This window comes from Citrobacter freundii complex sp. 2025EL-00176, assembly GCF_053309355.1.
The window spans coordinates 1-15,412 of the sequence record NZ_JBRYHT010000013.1 but is presented as its reverse complement, the minus strand read 5'-3'; the positions used below and the strand labels follow the sequence as shown (position 1 = coordinate 15,412).

Annotated in this window: 19 protein-coding genes; 8 read left to right on the top strand and 11 right to left on the bottom strand. The window is 51.7% G+C overall.

Annotated elements, in window-relative coordinates:
* Window positions 1-14 precede the first annotated feature (14 nt).
* Entirely contained in the window at window positions 15-425 is a 411-nt protein-coding gene (gene psiE / locus ACVXHP_RS19870) for a phosphate-starvation-inducible protein PsiE (RefSeq protein ID WP_003031674.1), read from the bottom strand.
* A 138-nt stretch (window positions 426-563) separates the two neighbouring features.
* Here psiE and ACVXHP_RS19865 point away from each other — a divergent pair, with 138 nt between their 5' ends.
* Window positions 564-1,016: an acyltransferase gene (locus ACVXHP_RS19865; RefSeq protein WP_233612847.1), complete on the top strand. Its 453-nt coding sequence runs from the start codon at window positions 564-566 to the stop codon at window positions 1,014-1,016.
* Window positions 1,017-1,091: 75 nt separating this feature from the next.
* Here ACVXHP_RS19865 and ACVXHP_RS19860 read toward each other — a convergent pair whose 3' ends face one another.
* The 5 genes from ACVXHP_RS19860 to pgi form a co-directional block, all read right to left on the bottom strand.
* Window positions 1,092-3,188 carry a YjbH domain-containing protein gene (locus tag ACVXHP_RS19860; protein WP_316129318.1) on the bottom strand — a complete coding sequence of 699 codons (2,097 nt, stop codon included), beginning with the start codon at window positions 3,186-3,188 and terminating at the stop codon, window positions 1,092-1,094.
* Window positions 3,188-3,925: a capsule biosynthesis GfcC D2 domain-containing protein gene (locus tag ACVXHP_RS19855; RefSeq protein ID WP_447572066.1), complete on the bottom strand. Its 738-nt coding sequence runs from the start codon at window positions 3,923-3,925 to the stop codon at window positions 3,188-3,190. The genes ACVXHP_RS19860 and ACVXHP_RS19855 overlap by 1 nt, the downstream gene beginning before the upstream one ends.
* Window positions 3,922-4,560, bottom strand: a complete 639-nt coding sequence (locus ACVXHP_RS19850) for a YjbF family lipoprotein (RefSeq protein WP_304702866.1) — start codon at window positions 4,558-4,560, stop codon at window positions 3,922-3,924. Before ACVXHP_RS19850 ends, ACVXHP_RS19855 begins: the two co-directional genes overlap by 4 nt.
* Window positions 4,561-4,746: 186 nt before the next feature.
* On the bottom strand, window positions 4,747-4,989 hold the full coding sequence (gene yjbE / locus ACVXHP_RS19845) for an exopolysaccharide production protein YjbE (RefSeq protein WP_003826562.1): 243 nt from the start codon (window positions 4,987-4,989) through the stop codon (window positions 4,747-4,749).
* Between the two features lie 472 nt (window positions 4,990-5,461).
* Entirely contained in the window at window positions 5,462-7,108 is a 1,647-nt protein-coding gene (pgi, locus tag ACVXHP_RS19840; RefSeq protein ID WP_262799795.1) for a glucose-6-phosphate isomerase, read from the bottom strand.
* 314 nt (window positions 7,109-7,422) lie between these two features.
* Between pgi and lysC the strand changes: the two genes are divergently transcribed.
* The 3 genes from lysC to ACVXHP_RS19825 all read left to right on the top strand — a co-directional run bounded on the left by lysC (window position 7,423) and on the right by ACVXHP_RS19825 (window position 10,207).
* On the top strand, window positions 7,423-8,772 hold the full coding sequence (lysC, locus tag ACVXHP_RS19835; RefSeq protein WP_304702870.1) for a lysine-sensitive aspartokinase 3: 1,350 nt from the start codon (window positions 7,423-7,425) through the stop codon (window positions 8,770-8,772).
* A gap of 92 nt (window positions 8,773-8,864) precedes the next feature.
* Complete coding sequence (panS, locus tag ACVXHP_RS19830; protein ID WP_137361102.1) at window positions 8,865-9,791, top strand: ketopantoate/pantoate/pantothenate transporter PanS; 927 nt, start codon at window positions 8,865-8,867, stop codon at window positions 9,789-9,791.
* Window positions 9,792-9,934: 143 nt separating this feature from the next.
* Complete coding sequence (locus tag ACVXHP_RS19825) at window positions 9,935-10,207, top strand: DUF3811 domain-containing protein (protein ID WP_003826541.1); 273 nt, start codon at window positions 9,935-9,937, stop codon at window positions 10,205-10,207.
* On the opposite strand, the gene rluF is transcribed toward ACVXHP_RS19825, so the two are convergent.
* Both rluF and ACVXHP_RS19815 read right to left on the bottom strand, forming a co-directional pair.
* Window positions 10,204-11,079, bottom strand: coding sequence for a 23S rRNA pseudouridine(2604) synthase RluF (gene rluF, locus ACVXHP_RS19820; RefSeq protein ID WP_008786901.1), 876 nt, complete (start codon window positions 11,077-11,079; stop codon window positions 10,204-10,206). The two genes, ACVXHP_RS19825 and rluF, sit on opposite strands and share 4 nt — an antisense overlap.
* 264 nt (window positions 11,080-11,343) lie before the next feature.
* Window positions 11,344-11,709, bottom strand: coding sequence for a hypothetical protein (locus ACVXHP_RS19815; protein WP_316129314.1), 366 nt, complete (start codon window positions 11,707-11,709; stop codon window positions 11,344-11,346).
* Window positions 11,710-11,850: 141 nt separating this feature from the next.
* On the opposite strand from ACVXHP_RS19815, the gene ACVXHP_RS19810 reads away from it, so the two are divergent.
* The gene (locus ACVXHP_RS19810; RefSeq protein WP_316129313.1) at window positions 11,851-12,012 is read left to right on the top strand and encodes a hypothetical protein; all 162 of its coding nucleotides are present in this window, start codon (window positions 11,851-11,853) and stop codon (window positions 12,010-12,012) included.
* 113 nt (window positions 12,013-12,125) lie between these two features.
* Here the strand turns inward: ACVXHP_RS19810 and ACVXHP_RS19805 are convergent, their stop codons facing one another.
* Window positions 12,126-12,746: a histidine phosphatase family protein gene (locus ACVXHP_RS19805; protein WP_447572065.1), complete on the bottom strand. Its 621-nt coding sequence runs from the start codon at window positions 12,744-12,746 to the stop codon at window positions 12,126-12,128.
* Between the two features lie 372 nt (window positions 12,747-13,118).
* Between ACVXHP_RS19805 and ACVXHP_RS19800 the strand changes: the two genes are divergently transcribed.
* Both ACVXHP_RS19800 and ACVXHP_RS19795 read left to right on the top strand, forming a co-directional pair.
* Window positions 13,119-13,433 carry a type II toxin-antitoxin system RelE/ParE family toxin gene (locus tag ACVXHP_RS19800; protein WP_316129311.1) on the top strand — a complete coding sequence of 105 codons (315 nt, stop codon included), beginning with the start codon at window positions 13,119-13,121 and terminating at the stop codon, window positions 13,431-13,433.
* A complete protein-coding gene (locus tag ACVXHP_RS19795) occupies window positions 13,426-13,704 on the top strand; it encodes an addiction module antidote protein (protein WP_316129310.1) in 279 nt (92 codons plus the stop codon). The genes ACVXHP_RS19800 and ACVXHP_RS19795 overlap by 8 nt, the downstream gene beginning before the upstream one ends.
* A 9-nt stretch (window positions 13,705-13,713) precedes the next feature.
* On the opposite strand, the gene ACVXHP_RS19790 is transcribed toward ACVXHP_RS19795, so the two are convergent.
* Window positions 13,714-14,031, bottom strand: coding sequence for a helix-turn-helix domain-containing protein (locus ACVXHP_RS19790; protein WP_316129309.1), 318 nt, complete (start codon window positions 14,029-14,031; stop codon window positions 13,714-13,716).
* Window positions 14,021-14,380 carry a type II toxin-antitoxin system RelE/ParE family toxin gene (locus ACVXHP_RS19785; RefSeq protein ID WP_316129308.1) on the bottom strand — a complete coding sequence of 120 codons (360 nt, stop codon included), beginning with the start codon at window positions 14,378-14,380 and terminating at the stop codon, window positions 14,021-14,023. The genes ACVXHP_RS19790 and ACVXHP_RS19785 overlap by 11 nt, the downstream gene beginning before the upstream one ends.
* A 213-nt stretch (window positions 14,381-14,593) precedes the next feature.
* Between ACVXHP_RS19785 and pepE the strand changes: the two genes are divergently transcribed.
* Window positions 14,594-15,283, top strand: a complete 690-nt coding sequence (gene pepE, locus ACVXHP_RS19780; protein WP_008786889.1) for a dipeptidase PepE — start codon at window positions 14,594-14,596, stop codon at window positions 15,281-15,283.
* Window positions 15,284-15,412: the final 129 nt, after the last annotated feature.

Here is a 15,412-nt window from a genome sequence, read left to right as displayed (position 1 = left end):
CGGCGTGTTGTCTTTTACTCTCGCTTCAGCCGTTTAGAGTTACACAGCCACAGAGTGATCACCAACAGCAGGATCGCTGCAGAATAGATCAGCACATCCATCGGCGCTTTATGATCGACGATGATCAACCGCACAATCGCTGTGATCCCGATATAAACAAAGTAGCGCAGCGGAAAATGAAATCCTGACTGAAAGTACTTCACAATCAGCGCGATAAATTCAAAATAGAGAAAGTAAACCACCAGCCCTTCCACCAGCTCATACTTGCTGGTCTGTTCAGGCGCGAACAGCACATCCGCCAGGTGTAGCGTTTCTTTCCCCAGGAATACGACCAGGATCAGGCCCAGACTCAACAGCCCCAGATTCAACACGGTCTGTAAGATGGTGGAGATAAACTCCACGCGCGGACGAGATAACGACGTCATAACGGCCCCTCCTGTTCAGTAACAAGGTTCCTGTATAACGCAAAAATGTGACAGAGATCTACATTTTTTGTTTATGTTTTGTGCAAGAAAGGTCAGCGGGGAATGATGAATGTCACGTCACATTTCACAGGATGAATTATGCAGCTAAGACAATCTGCTGTCCGCAACGTCACGTGCGGTGAGAATGTAGTGGTTTATGAACCGGCGAACCTGTACGACTGCATACTGGAAGACAACGTTTTTGTCGGGCCATTTGTGGAAATCCAGGGCAACACGCAGATTGGCGCAGACAGCAAAATTCAGTCCCACACCTTCATCTGCGAATATGTCACCATCGGTTCCCGCTGTTTTATCGGACATGGCGTGATGTTCGCCAACGATATGTTTCGGCAAGGAAAACCCAATGCCGACCGCACCAGTTGGGGAAGAATTACTATTGGCAATGATGTCTCGATCGGCAGTGGGGCGACCATTCTGGCAGTCACAATCTGCGATGGCGCAGTCATCGGCGCGGGAAGCGTGGTGACAAAATCGATTACCGAGAAAGGCGTGTACGCGGGCAATCCGGCAAAATTATTGCGTCGTTTGTAAATTGCCGGAGGGCGGCATAAATGCCTTATCCGGCCTACAACCGCACTGTAGGCCCGGTAACCGGGCGCTCAAGCATTAACGGAAGTTCTCACTTCTGTCGCTGGTCATATCGTACAGACCAAACTTACGTCCAAGCTGCTGTCCACCGTCACGCGTCAACGGCGTCCAGCCAATCGCCGCACGGCTGCGGGTTGGGCCTGAAGAGAAGAGATCCAGCGGCACGGAAACGTACACCCCTTTGGTAAAATCACCCTCGCCATATTCATCCGGCGAGGCGTCGGTAATCGTCGCATAGCCGCCCACCACCACACCGCTGTCGAAGCGTTTGGCAATTTCCAGCGTGCCACCCTTATCTCCCGCCAGATACTGACCCACACTGGCTTTTACCAGTACATCCTGGGCGAATGAAGGATTCCAGTAAGCCGTCAAATGCCCGGTCTTCACGCTGTAGTCGGTGAATTTCATCATATCCTGCGCGCTACGCCAGTCACGCTGTTTCACATAGTTAGCGTCAATGCCAAACGCCCAGTTGCTGTCTAACGGACGATACAACACTTCTGCCCCCGCCCCGCCGTACATGGTCTCCAGATAACCAGCGTAAACTTGTCCGTAGAACCCGTTTCCGAGTGACTGGAAGTAGTTGGCCTGCAGGTTATTTACGTAAACATCGTTTTGTACATACTCACGCACGTGGGTACGAACGCGTGGCAAATGCGAATCCTGCGGCGGGTTGGTGTAGTTAAACTTGTCATAGTTATTGGCGAGGTTGGCGAACAAACTCCCGGTGGTCAGCAGATGATCGGTCACCCACCAATCCGCAGTTCCCATTACGCCCAACTGGTACATATAGAAGTTTTCCGGGCCGCCCACCGACTGATTGAGCACCGGATCGATATGAAAATCAAAGCGAGACTTATCAATATACCAACCCTGCTCGGTCGTTTTCGGCACCACGGGCTCAACGCGTTTTTGCGCCAGTTTTGTTTCATGACCCAACGGCTCACCTTCCAGGTGTCGCTTAAGGCTGGAAACCTCCGTTTCGGTCGTCACCTGCGGTAAATTAAGGCGATTTTCGGTAATTCGGATCGTGTGGATCCCGTCGGGAAGATCGTTCATCACGATCCGATTGGCGCGTTCGATCCCTTCACGTGAATCCCGGTATTTCACCTGTTCGCCGGTCACATACAGCGTATCGCCCTGCACCTGAATTTTAGGATCCGCCAGCCCGGCGTTATATTTCAGCAGCGTTAACTGATTCGCCACTACCGAATGTTGCAGAATCGCATCCTGCGGCTGTGGCTGATATTTCGGGCGGGCATTGTCGTTATAGTTTGGTCGCAGATCGTTAAAGTTAGTCCGCAGCGTGACCCCGAACATAAAGGTGTTCCCGCGCTCATAGCTGAGGTTAACGTCGGCCCAATCGGTGACGCGATAAATAGCGCCGACGTTAAACTTGCTCTTCTGATCCAGCTTGCCCGCAAAATCCTGCTGGTAATTATTTCCCTCATACTCCAGCTTCAGGCGCAGCGGCTGCCAGGGCGTCTGATATTCCACGCCGCCAAATAATGATGCCGGACCATGAAACATCTGACTGCCGTCAATAGAACCGGCCTGCTTGTAGCTGTTATCGCGATGACAGAATTTATCGCTGTATGAGCAAAACGGATTGCTGACGTTACCGCTGGTGCCAAGATATCCCCAGCCCAGACCGAGCGAGAAATCAAACGGCCCCCAGGCTTTATTCGCCACAACATACTCCGCATCAAACAGGCCTGTCCCGCCGATATCCCGCGCGCCAACGGCCACCTGCGGCATCCAGTAGCTCTCTTCCCACAGCCGCAGTTTGAGATCAAACGCTTTATCCTTGTATGTCTGATCGCCAGAAAATGACTCCACGCTGCTGTATTTTTTGGTTCGCACATCGGTATAGCGCAGCGTGGTTTCCAGCCAGGGGAAAAGTTGTACCGATGCAGAGTAGTAGCGGTACTGATCGTTGTCACGGTAGTTGAGGCTCATTTCCCCTTCACGCGCCATACGTGCGGTCGGGGTTTGCAGCAGACCCACGCCGCCAAAATCGGACTGGGATGGGCCAATGGGCGCAGGCCATGTTTCACCGTGACAGGCAACGCTTACGCCCAACGCCAGTAAGCTGAGCAGATAAGTTTTTCTCATTATTCAGGTATCCGCTGGGTCAGGGTGTGAAGAATATCGGCATTGATTTCATCCGGGGTACTGCTCCAGACGGCATCAGAGAGGCCGACAAAAATGATGCTGCCGGGCATCGGCTCAACGTGACGTTTGTTCCAGTAAGCGATAGGAACTTTTTGCGAGCGTCCATCGGGATAAATGACCCATGCGTAGCTGCGATCCGCGCCGCTGAGCTGGCTTTGCCCATCGAGATAGCTGGCAACATCACGCCCGGGCACAAACGGTTGTTTGCCCGGACGGCTTAGCAAGCCAAACAATGTAATATCCGTTGGCTGCGATCCAACCCATAGCGTGTAATTGCCCTGCAACGGCGGGTTGCCTCGCTCGCTGACGCGCACCACATCCGGGTCAAGGTTGATTTTCTGTCTACCGGTCACCTTCAGTGCCTGAATTTGCTGGCGTAATGTGTTGATAGCCGCGGCATCGTCACCGCTTTCTTCAGCACTCAGCGCTGCCAGACGAGCCAGCAATGCCTGCTGTTGGCGTTCTGCCGCCGCCGTTGCCCGCTCTTCGCTGATGACCGCTCCGGGCCACCAGCTATTACTCAACCGCGGCTGTCCAACCAGATCGATCAGATGCTCCGCACCGGTCAATATTTTGGGTTCAGCGCTGCCTGCAATCATGACTTTGACATTGCCCGCAGCAAAAGCAGAGGGTGCGCAAAGGCTAAAAACCAGCGCCATTAAGGCTCGTTTCATCATGATTTTGCCGCCTTAATCAGCGTGGTTTTCACCGGGAAGAAGTTAGCTCCCAGATACTGTTCCGACTGACGGATTTGCCCTTCGCTGTCGATCCAGTAGCGGTTATGCCAGCGTGTTTGATCGGTCGTTATCTCTTCATCAAGGATGCGCACTGGCGTTTCATCGCTGCCGACCTTAATGCTGTCAGTGCCATCCCATGTGAATACCGAGCGGGCGGTGGCATAGCGCACCTGCTGATGTTCAGTCCAGCCCATCGTGCGGGTCCATGTTGCGCCATCGGCTATCTGATTGGGCTTGGTGAGCGGGTCTGCCGCCAGATTATTCACCTCAATCAGGTTGTCCCCACCGAGCTGCGTTTTCACAATGCGCCCATGCTGCGTAACGAGAATGGCCTGATCCTGAGTCACCCATTTCTGTTGTCCGTTTTCTGCAAACGCGAGTACGACAAACAGCTGTGGACCACCATTGAGCTGCATATACTGGCTGGCATAGGGCATGTTTTGGATTTCATCATCCGTCATCTGAACGCCGGGAGTACCAAACACGCTATCCCACAGCGAATGACCCAGCCCTTCGGTGGTGGCTGAGCACGCCTGTAGTAACAGGCAAACCAATATGAGCGCTGGTCGCTTCACGACGCTTCTCCAGAGGGCAAAATAACCACACCGAAGTGTGGTTAGAATTAATCCCCGTCATACTTCACGTTGCAGATGCGTTAGCTACGTTCACTCACCCCGGTCACATAGCTATCTATGCTCCCGGGGACTCACTCACTTGCCGCCTTCCTGCAACGCGAATTATTTAGGGGCTACGTACCGGTATTACTGGGTACTGGTGGTTGTCGTGGTTGTCGTTCCGGTATTAGAACCATCACCACCACCGGTCGCCGCAAGGGCAACCCCCACCGCAGAACTTACGGTGCTCACGCTGGTAGCAGAGGAACTTCCTGCCGAAACCGACGCGGCAGCCGACCCTGCAGCCTCACCCACCTGAACGGGGGCAGCATAGACAGAGGTCGCCGCAAGCGCAGATATAGCCCAAAGGCCATACAGAACTTTTTTCATCACAAATTCCCTTCATTTAATGAATGGAGATTTACCCAAAAAAATTTCGGGCGAGATCGAGTATACACAAGCCAAAGTGTGCAAATTACGTCAGGCGGGAATTTAGGATAATTAGAAAAGAAAGCAAACCGTCATTATTAATTAATAATATTAAACATTAAAATCAATCAGTTAAAATATACACGCCAGATATGCAATATCCGTAAATTCCGAAAATAACAGAGATGGAATTCCGGTAAGTTAATTACTTTAGGATTAAGCTCAATTAAGGAGTGAAGTAACAACGTAGATATCCTGGAGCAATCTTATAAAAAAAGCCGATATTAATATCGGCTTTTTTTATAAGTAATCTGCAAATTCATGCGAATTGCAGCAAGGCGGCAAGATCGTTAATCCCCGGGAGCATAGATAGCTATGTGACCGGGGTTAGCGAACGCAGCCAACACCGCTGCGGTTCGAAGGAAGAAGCAGATTAACGCCAGGACTTATAACGGTTAATTAAACCGTTAGTTGAGCAATCATGGCTGGTGATCTCTTTATCATCATTCAGCTCCGGCAGGATGCGATTTGCCAGCTGTTTGCCCAGCTCCACGCCCCACTGGTCGAAAGTGAAGATGTTCAGGATAGCGCCCTGAGTAAAGATTTTGTGCTCATACAGTGCAATTAGCGCCCCCAGGCTGAACGGCGTGATTTCACGCAGCAGGATGGAGTTGGTCGGGCGGTTGCCTTCGAACACTTTGAACGGCACAACGTGGTCCAGCGTTGCCGGATCTTTACCCTGGTCGCGGTATTCCTGCTCAACCACTTCACGAGATTTACCGAACGCCAGCGCTTCGGTCTGAGCGAAGAAGTTAGACAACAGTTTCGGATGGTGATCCGACAGCGGATTGTGAGTGATAGCCGGCGCGATGAAATCACACGGTACCATTTTGGTGCCCTGGTGGATCAACTGGTAGAACGCATGCTGGCCGTTAGTCCCCGGCTCACCCCAGATGATTGGGCCTGTCTGGTAATCCACCGCATTGCCGTTACGGTCCACGTATTTACCGTTGGATTCCATATTGCCCTGCTGGAAGTAGGCCGCGAAACGGTGCATATACTGGTCATACGGCAGAATCGCTTCGGTTTCGGCACCGAAGAAGTTGTTGTACCAGATACCGATCAGCGCCAGCAGCACCGGCAGGTTTTTCTCCGCGGGGGTAGTGGAGAAGTGTTTGTCCATTGCGTGCGCGCCGGACAGCAGCTCAACGAAGTTGTCGAAACCGACGGACAGGATGATCGACAGACCAATCGCTGACCACAGGGAGTAACGACCGCCTACCCAGTCCCAGAACTCAAACATGTTGGCGGTATCAATACCGAACTCGCCGACCGCTTTCGCGTTAGTGGAGAGGGCTGCGAAGTGCTTGGCAACGTGTTTTTCATCACCGGCGGTTTTCAGGAACCAGTCGCGCGCGCTATGGGCGTTGGTCATGGTTTCCTGGGTGGTGAAGGTTTTAGAAGCGACCAGGAACAGCGTGGTTTCAGGGTTCACTTTCTTCAATACTTCAGCGATGTGCGTCCCATCGACGTTAGACACAAAGTGCATATTCAGATGGTTTTTATACGGACGCAGCGCTTCGGTCACCATGAATGGACCAAGGTCGGAACCACCGATACCGATGTTTACTACATCAGTGATGGCTTTGCCGGTATAGCCTTTCCAGCTTCCGGAGATGATCGCTTCAGAGAAGGATTTCATCTTTTCCAGCACCGCGTTCACTTCCGGCATCACATCTTTGCCGTCAACGATGATTGGGGTATTGCTACGGTTACGCAGCGCCACGTGCAGCACGGCACGGTCTTCAGTACGGTTGATTTTCTCACCGGAGAACATGGACTTGATAGCGCCTGCCAAATCGGTCTCTTTCGCCAGATCCTGCAGTTTGGCCAGCGTCTCTTCAGTGATGCGGTTTTTGGAGAAATCCACCAGCATCAGATCGTCAAACGTCGCGGAAAATTTGGTGAAACGATCGCTATCTTTCGCGAACAGATCGGCGATAGTAACGTCTTTCATCTCTTCAAAGTGTTTTTGTAGTGCCTGCCAGGCTGAGGTCTGCGTTGGATTGATGTTTTTCATTAGCAATACTCTTCTGATTTTGAGAATTGTGACTGAGATCGATTGTAACGCCAGTCACAGAAAAGTGTGATTGTTTTAATGCCATTGCCAGGGCATCCGCCAAACGAGGCTAAAAAGTATAGCCGTTATCAGCGTTGTTATTAGTACCGTTACTCAACACAGTTGCAGCATGAAAAATCCGCATAATCCCAGCGTTGACAGTGCAAGCTACACATTTTATTTATAAATACGGTATTTGCATTTGCGCCTGCACCGGTTTCCGTTCTGCCTTATGTGCCATGGTCGCTCTATTCATTCCCTGACACGAGGTAGTTATGACTGATGTAGTTGTCTCCAAGTTTGGCGGTACCAGCGTGGCTGACTTTGATGCCATGAATCGCAGCGCTGATGTGGTGCTTTCTGATGCGAACGTCCGATTAGTGGTGCTCTCCGCATCGGCAGGTATTACGAACCTGCTGGTTGCGCTGGCGGAAGGGCTGGAGCCAACCGAGCGCTTCGAAAAACTCGATGCCATTCGCCAAATTCAGTTCAATATTCTGGAACGACTGCGTTATCCAAACGTGATTCGTGAAGAGATCGAACGTCTGCTGGAAAACATCACCACGCTGGCAGAGGCGGCGTCACTGGCGACCTCAACCGCGCTGACCGACGAACTGGTCAGCCACGGTGAACTGATGTCTACCCTACTGTTTGTTGAGATCCTGCGTGAGCGCAACGTGCAGGCGCAGTGGTTTGACGTGCGTAAAGTGATGCGCACTAACGATCGTTTCGGACGTGCAGAACCCGACGTCGCGGCGCTGGCCGAGCTGGCAACGCTCCAGTTGGCCCCCCGTCTGAGCGAAGGTCTGGTGATTACCCAAGGCTTTATCGGCAGCGAAAGCAAAGGCCGCACCACCACGCTGGGACGCGGCGGCAGTGATTATACGGCCGCCCTGCTGGCTGAAGCGCTGCACGCAACGCGCGTCGATATCTGGACCGATGTTCCCGGCATTTACACCACCGATCCGCGCGTCGTTCCAGCCGCTAAACGTATTGATGAAATCGCCTTCGAAGAAGCCGCGGAAATGGCGACCTTCGGCGCGAAAGTGCTGCACCCGGCCACCCTGTTACCTGCCGTACGTAGCGATATCCCGGTGTTTGTTGGCTCCAGTAAGGATCCAAAAGCCGGCGGTACGCTGGTATGCAATAAAACCCAAAATCCACCGCTGTTCCGTGCCCTGGCGCTACGCCGCAAGCAAACGCTGCTAACGCTGCATAGCCTGAATATGCTGCACTCTCGCGGTTTTTTAGCGGAAGTATTCGGCATCCTGGCGCGCCACAACATCTCGGTAGATTTAATCACTACATCCGAAGTCAGCGTGGCGCTGACGCTGGATACCACCGGTTCAACGTCCACCGGCGATACGTTGTTAACACAGTCTCTGCTGATGGAACTGTCTGCCCTGTGTCGGGTTGAAGTGGAAGAGAATCTGGCGCTGGTGGCGCTGATTGGCAACGACCTGTCCAAAGCCTGTGGCGTGGGTAAAGAGGTGTTCGGCGTACTGGAGCCGTTCAACATCCGCATGATTTGCTACGGCGCATCCAGCCATAACCTGTGCTTCCTGGTGCCCGGTACCGAAGCCGAACAGGTGGTACAGAAGCTGCATCATAATTTGTTTGAATAATATTTCATCACGCGATAAACAATAACTATAGCCGGGCTCGAACCCGGCTTTTTTATAACAACACAACACATTTCAATCGCAAGGAATATAACATGCTCGCTACTCTGACGCGGCTGTTCCCATTATGGGCGCTGCTGCTCTCTGTTATTGCGTATTACACGCCCTCCACCTTTACGCCTGTCGGGCCATTCGTGCCGTCGTTACTGATGTTGATTATGTTCGGCATGGGCGTCCATTTGAAGGTGGATGACTTTAAACGCGTACTCTCACGTCCTGCGCCGGTCGCCGCGGGTATTTTCCTGCATTATCTGGTGATGCCGCTCGCCGCCTGGATTTTGGCGCTGGCTTTTAATATGCCGCCGGAACTGTCCGCAGGCATGGTGCTGGTCGGTAGCGTCGCCAGCGGAACAGCTTCTAACGTCATGATCTATCTGGCAAAAGGTGATGTGGCGCTTTCCGTGACTATTTCATCCGTTTCAACGTTGGTTGGCGTTGTCGCCACACCGCTGCTGACACGGCTGTATGTCGATGCGCATATTCAGGTGGATGTGATGGGTATGCTGCTGAGTATTCTGCAGATCGTGGTCATTCCGATTGCCCTGGGACTGGTCATTCACCATCTGTTCCCACGCGTCGTAAAAGCCGTCGAGCCGTATCTGCCCGCGTTTTCTATGGTGTGCATCCTGGCGATCATCAGCGCCGTCGTGGCAGGCTCCGCTTCGCACATTGCGTCCGTCGGCTTTGTGGTGATTATCGCCGTTATCCTGCATAACACCATCGGTTTGCTTGGCGGCTACTGGGGTGGAAAACTGTTTGGTTTCGACGAGTCGACCTGCCGTACGTTAGCTATCGAAGTTGGCATGCAGAATTCAGGGCTGGCCGCTGCGCTGGGCAAAATCTATTTCGGCCCGCTCGCCGCCCTACCCGGTGCGCTGTTCTCCGTTTGGCACAACCTTTCTGGTTCGCTATTGGCGGGTTACTGGTCCGGTAAACCGATTGATGAGAAAAAACGCCGCTAATTGTCGGCTGTAGGCCTGATAAGCGAAGCGCCATCAGGCCTAATGCGTGCACGTCGCCGGATGGTGGCTAACGCCTTATCCGGCCTACCAAGCCTTTGCACTTTGCCGTACACTGAGGATATCGGCTAACAGAGGGCACCCCTATGGCACTCCCCCGCATTACCCAAAAAGAGATGACCGAGCGCGAACAGCGTGAACTGAAAACGCTGCTTGACCGCGCGCGCATTGCGCATGGTCGGCTGCTGACCAACGCAGAGACCAACAGCATCAAGAAAGAGTACATCGATAAACTGATGGCCCTGCGCGAAGCGGAAGCGAAAAAAGCCCGCCAGTTAAAGAAAAAGCAGGCTTATAAACCGGATGCGGAAGCATCGTTTTCCTGGTCAGCGAATACGCCCACGCGCGGCAGACGTTAACGCCCTTTCTTCTTACGCCCCGGTGAGGTAAAGCGTTTACCGTTTGCTGCCGGGCGCGATTTCTCTTTCTCCGCAGATTTTTCGATTTTCACTACCGGGCGCTTAATGCCTGCGGTTTTTGGCTTCGCTTTCGCCTTCGGTTTGGCTTCTGAGGACGAGTTCTCAATCAACTTGAACAGATCGATCAGTTCGTCATCCGTCAGGTCGCGCCATTCACCAAGCGGCAGGCCGGACAAGCCAACGTTCATGATACGCGTACGCTCTAGTTTGGTAACTTCATAGCCAAAGTGCTCGCACATACGACGGATCTGACGGTTCAGCCCCTGAATCAGCGTGATACGAAACACAAACGGCGCTTCTTTCTTCACCTTACATTTCTTGGTGACGGTGCCGAGGATTGGCACACCGGCCCCCATCCCACGGATAAAGTCATCAGTGACAGGCTTATCAACCGTCACCAGATATTCTTTTTCGTGGTCGTTACCGGCGCGCAGGATTTTATTCACCAGGTCGCCGTGGTTGGTCAGAAAGATAAGTCCCTGGGAATCTTTGTCCAGACGACCGATTGGGAACACACGCTTGCTGTGATTCACGAAATCAACAATGTTGTCGCGTTCGCTGTCTTCGGTGGTACTGACAATTCCTACCGGCTTGTTCAGCGCGATAAAAACCAGATCTTCCGCTTCACGCGGCTCAATCAACCGACCATTCACTTTTACGACGTCGCCAGGCATGACCTGATCGCCAATGGTGGCGCGTTTACCATTCAGGAAGACATTCCCTTGTTCGATAAAGCGATCCGCCTCGCGACGCGAGCAGATACCGCTTTCACTGATGTATTTATTTAGTCGGATGGATGAGTCGGGCAGCATAGTTTCTCCTGTATACACTGCATCCTTCAAGCTGTCTCTGCGTTGGCTGCACTCACTCACCCAGGTTACATAGCAATCTATGCTCCCAGGGATTCGCTCCCTTACCGCCTTGATACAACTTGAATGATTTTGTGTATTAAAAGCGAAATATACCCTACCTTGCGAGCGATAAAAAAGAATAGCGTGTAAATGTGCGATTGAAACTATGCCGCTTTTTCAGGTCTGTCACGCCCCGAAGAAGAAGTCTGCGAGGCGCTTTCCAGATTAGTTTAGGGAGTCGCTGACAAACAGTTGCTGGTCAGCTTTCGCTTCCAATTGCGCCAGCGCGGGAATCAACTGGCTGATGTTGACCAGACTGTGTCCTAACTGGCATATGCTCTCATACGCAAAATGTTCCTGGCCTTCACCCGCCATGGTCAGCAGGCTTTCGCCCATAAAATTCAGCGTCTGGTACAACCCTGCCAGCGCCTCTTCACAGCCAAACGATAGCGCCAGATTTTCTTCGCTAGTAAGACGGCTACAATCAAGATGGCGGAACGCCTCGGCGAGTGGAAAATAAAGCAGATCGGCTTGCGGAATAGGAGAAGAAGACGCAAAACAGGCGTTAGTGGTACTATTAGCATCAGCCATAGCATTACCTCGTATAATGTTGTGGTTAGACGCCCTGATCGTGTTCCCGCACTTTCGGGGCGTTGTCATTTTTGGTGTGTGAGAGTAATGTGTCATCACACATACTCACACTACTCCTGTGTAATTAAGGTGTCAACACACATGAACGAAAGAAGAGGCAATCCCCCGTTTCAATTCCGTCTGGATCCGGAACTGCGCAAAGCGATGGAAGAAGCACAGCGGCAGGATGGCGATGAATCGTTGGCAGCCTGGATTAAACGTGTGATCAGGAAAGAGCTGAAACAGAAAGGGATTCAAGTCTAGTGGTCGGCATTATGTATCGTTTTCTGAAGGTCTGTTTAGAGCGAGGAGCTGACATTGTGCTTAAATAATGATGGCTCTGACAGAATGGGGGTTCAATGATTGCAAGGTGACCACTAATTCAGGTGACGTAAATGTGTAGCAATCCCCCACTTTAGGCCGATACATTTTCCATTAATCAGGTCGATAACAGAATAACTTGCATTGGGGTGAGCATAGCGAGGGAAACTATTGATAGTCCCTTCTTTAAGAATTGCCAGAGTGCCCTGACTGACATGCCCGTGAGACACAATACATATTGTTTGTTGATGTGATGAAGTATCTTCCAGGTTTTGTAAAAAACGCATAACTCGCTGAGAAGCATGCGCCAATGACTCCCCCCCAGGTGGACAATACTCTGCATCAAGCCTGAATAACGCATTTGCATCGTTCGGATGTTTTTGTTTGAGTAGTTCTAACGGCATACCTTCAAACTGACCAAAGGCCTGCTCTTTAAGGGCCGGTTCAGCCTTCAGTGAACAGCGAAAGTGTTCAGCCAGGCTTTGTCCCATTTGCCAGGCACGTCCAAGCGGAGAAGCGTAAACACGCTCTATTTGATACTCACTTGCACTAAACGCTGCTATTAGGACGGATGTTTCACGCAAACCCCGACAGGTCAAGGAGCTATCGCTGTGCCCCTGAATAATTCCTTCCAAATTCCACTCTGTTTCTGCGTGTCGAACAAGTATCAATTTCATCGTTAGCGGGCCTTGCTCGTTGTTGATCAAAATGTCCCAACAGCGCGATGTCAAACACACACCGTTGAAGCAGCGGAAGGCTTTCCTGTTTTGGAAATAATGAACAAGTGTAGCTTATTGCCGTTATGCAGCGGCTCTGGGTGTGAGGCGCTGAATTTTATCAGTAGTTAACTTCCGCTTCTGGCACAAAGCAGCCCCTGTCCCCTGTTATTGTTTCTCGTATCAACCGCAGCGTCTTGAAAAACTACCTATTATTGCGAGGCGCTTTCCTGTTTCCTCCATCCAACATTTCCCCATACTCCCCATTTTTTTATTCTCTAGTCTCAACTTGTCAATTCAGAATGTAGTTTATAAAATACATGGAACGTACTCATGGAAATTCTTCAGACAATGGTTTTCCAGCGTTGGGAGCACAACCTACGGGACAGGAGAGCTAAAACGCTCATTGCTACACGCCTTTTTCGTTTAGCGAATGGTTTAGCTGGTGATGTCAAACCTGTTGGAGAAGGCGTCAGCGAAATGCGCATTTCATACGGTCCTGGTTACAGGATTTACTTTAAACAGCAAGGCTGCCGCATCATCATTTTGTTATGCGGGGGCGATAAAAGCTCACAAGCCAACGATATTACTCTGGCAAAAATGCTCGCCCGTTCACTGGATTATCAGGAGATCTTCCGCCATGAATAAACTAACTCAGTACGATCCCGCCACTGCGCTGGTTGATGATGAAGAAATTGCCGTGTTTATGGCCGATGCCCTCGAAACAGGCGATGCAACGTACATTGCAAAAGCACTGGGCGTGGTGGCTCGCGCTAAGGGAATGGCGAACATTGCGGCAGAAACGGGATTATCCCGCGAGCAGCTTTATCGCTCTTTTAGTGAGAAAGGTAATCCGACGCTGAAAACCACGCTGGCAGTGATGAAGGCGCTGGGTATTGGATTGACCGTTAAAGCTTGAATGAGGATATCAGCCAAAGCTTACTTTCAGCGTGCCCTGCACATTCCCCTCTTTTCCTACCACAATCTCCACATCGCGGCCCAGTTTCACCAGACACTCCAGCATCTTTGCTTCACTGATGCCACGAAACTGCCCGCGTAATAAGTTGGAAAGCTTGGGCTGCGTTATCCCCAGCATCTGTGCAGCCTGGTGCTGTGTTAACCCTTTGCATTGCAAAATTTCACCAATCACCATTGCCAGTTGCGCCTTCAACTGCATCTGTTCTGCATCATACTCACCCAAATCAGCGTAAACGTTGCCGCTACTGGTTTCGACATCATGTGGCATATCCATTCTCCTGCGCATGCCGCTGTGCAGCCTTAAGCCGCTGGTAAATCAAGTTAATTTCGGGTTTCGGCGTTGCCTTCCCGGAAACAGATTTTTTCTGAAAAACATGCAGAACATAAACTGCATTTTTCAACTGGATAGTGTAAACAGCCCGCCATGTGTTGCCGTGATAATCCTCTATAACTTCCAGAACCCCCGCCCCACCAAATCCTTTTAACGGTTTAGTCTGCGAATGCTGCTTACCCTCCTGCGCCAGCCAAAGAGCAAACCCAAACGTATCCCGAACATGTTCAGGCATTCCCTGCAGATCTTTCCTGGCATGCCCAACCCAGTAAAGTGGTTTCGTCATCCCTCCTCCTTGATTATACCCATATAGGTATAAAACTCCATCACCCGCCAGAAGAATAAATCAACAATCTCGCTTTCAGTCGAATTAAAACGCCAGTCTGCGAGCCGCTTTCCAGAACCTCACTTCCAACATCGTGAGCCATATCAGGAAGGCGTTAGATTGATAGTGTTAGCATGACCGCGGTTTGTAATTTTCTGATTACATGGAGAAATGATGGAACTGCTTTTATTGAGTAACTCGACGCTGCCGGGCAAAGGCTGGATGGAACATGCGCTGCCGCTGATCGCAGAGCAACTGAATGGTCGCCGCACGGCGGTGTTTATTCCGTTTGCCGGCGTGACGCAAACCTGGGATGAGTACACGGCGAAAACGGCTGCCATCTTTGCGCCAATGGGCGTTAACGTCACCGGTATTCATACCGTTGCCGATCCGGTGGCGGCAATTGAAAACGCAGACATCGTGATTGTTGGCGGGGGTAACACCTTCCAGTTGCTGAAAGAGAGTCGTGAGCGCGGGCTGCTGGCACCGATTGTCGATGTCGTCAAACGTGGTGCGCTGTACATCGGCTGGAGCGCGGGTTCCAACCTTGCCTGCCAGACCATCCGCACCACCAACGACATGCCGATTGTCGATCCAAAAGGCTTTGATGCCCTGGGTCTGTTCCCACTGCAAATTAATCCGCACTTTACCAACGCGCTGCCGGAAGGCCACAAAGGCGAAACGCGTGAACAGCGTATTCGCGAACTGCTGGTTGTGGCGCCGGAACTGACGGTGATTGGTCTGCCGGAAGGGAACTGGATCAAAGTGAGCAACGGTCAATCCGTGCTTGGCGGCCCAAACACCACGTATATCTTTAAAGCGGGTGAAGAGGCGGTTGCCGTTGAGGCAGGCCACTGCTTTTAGTTGATTTGTTGTCTGATGCCGGATGGTGGCTTCGCCTTATCCGGGCTACAACTGTAGATACTGTTATTGCCTGCAAGCCTTTTCACGTTTCGCGGTTACGGATTGCAGGCACGACCAGTCACAGCGCCG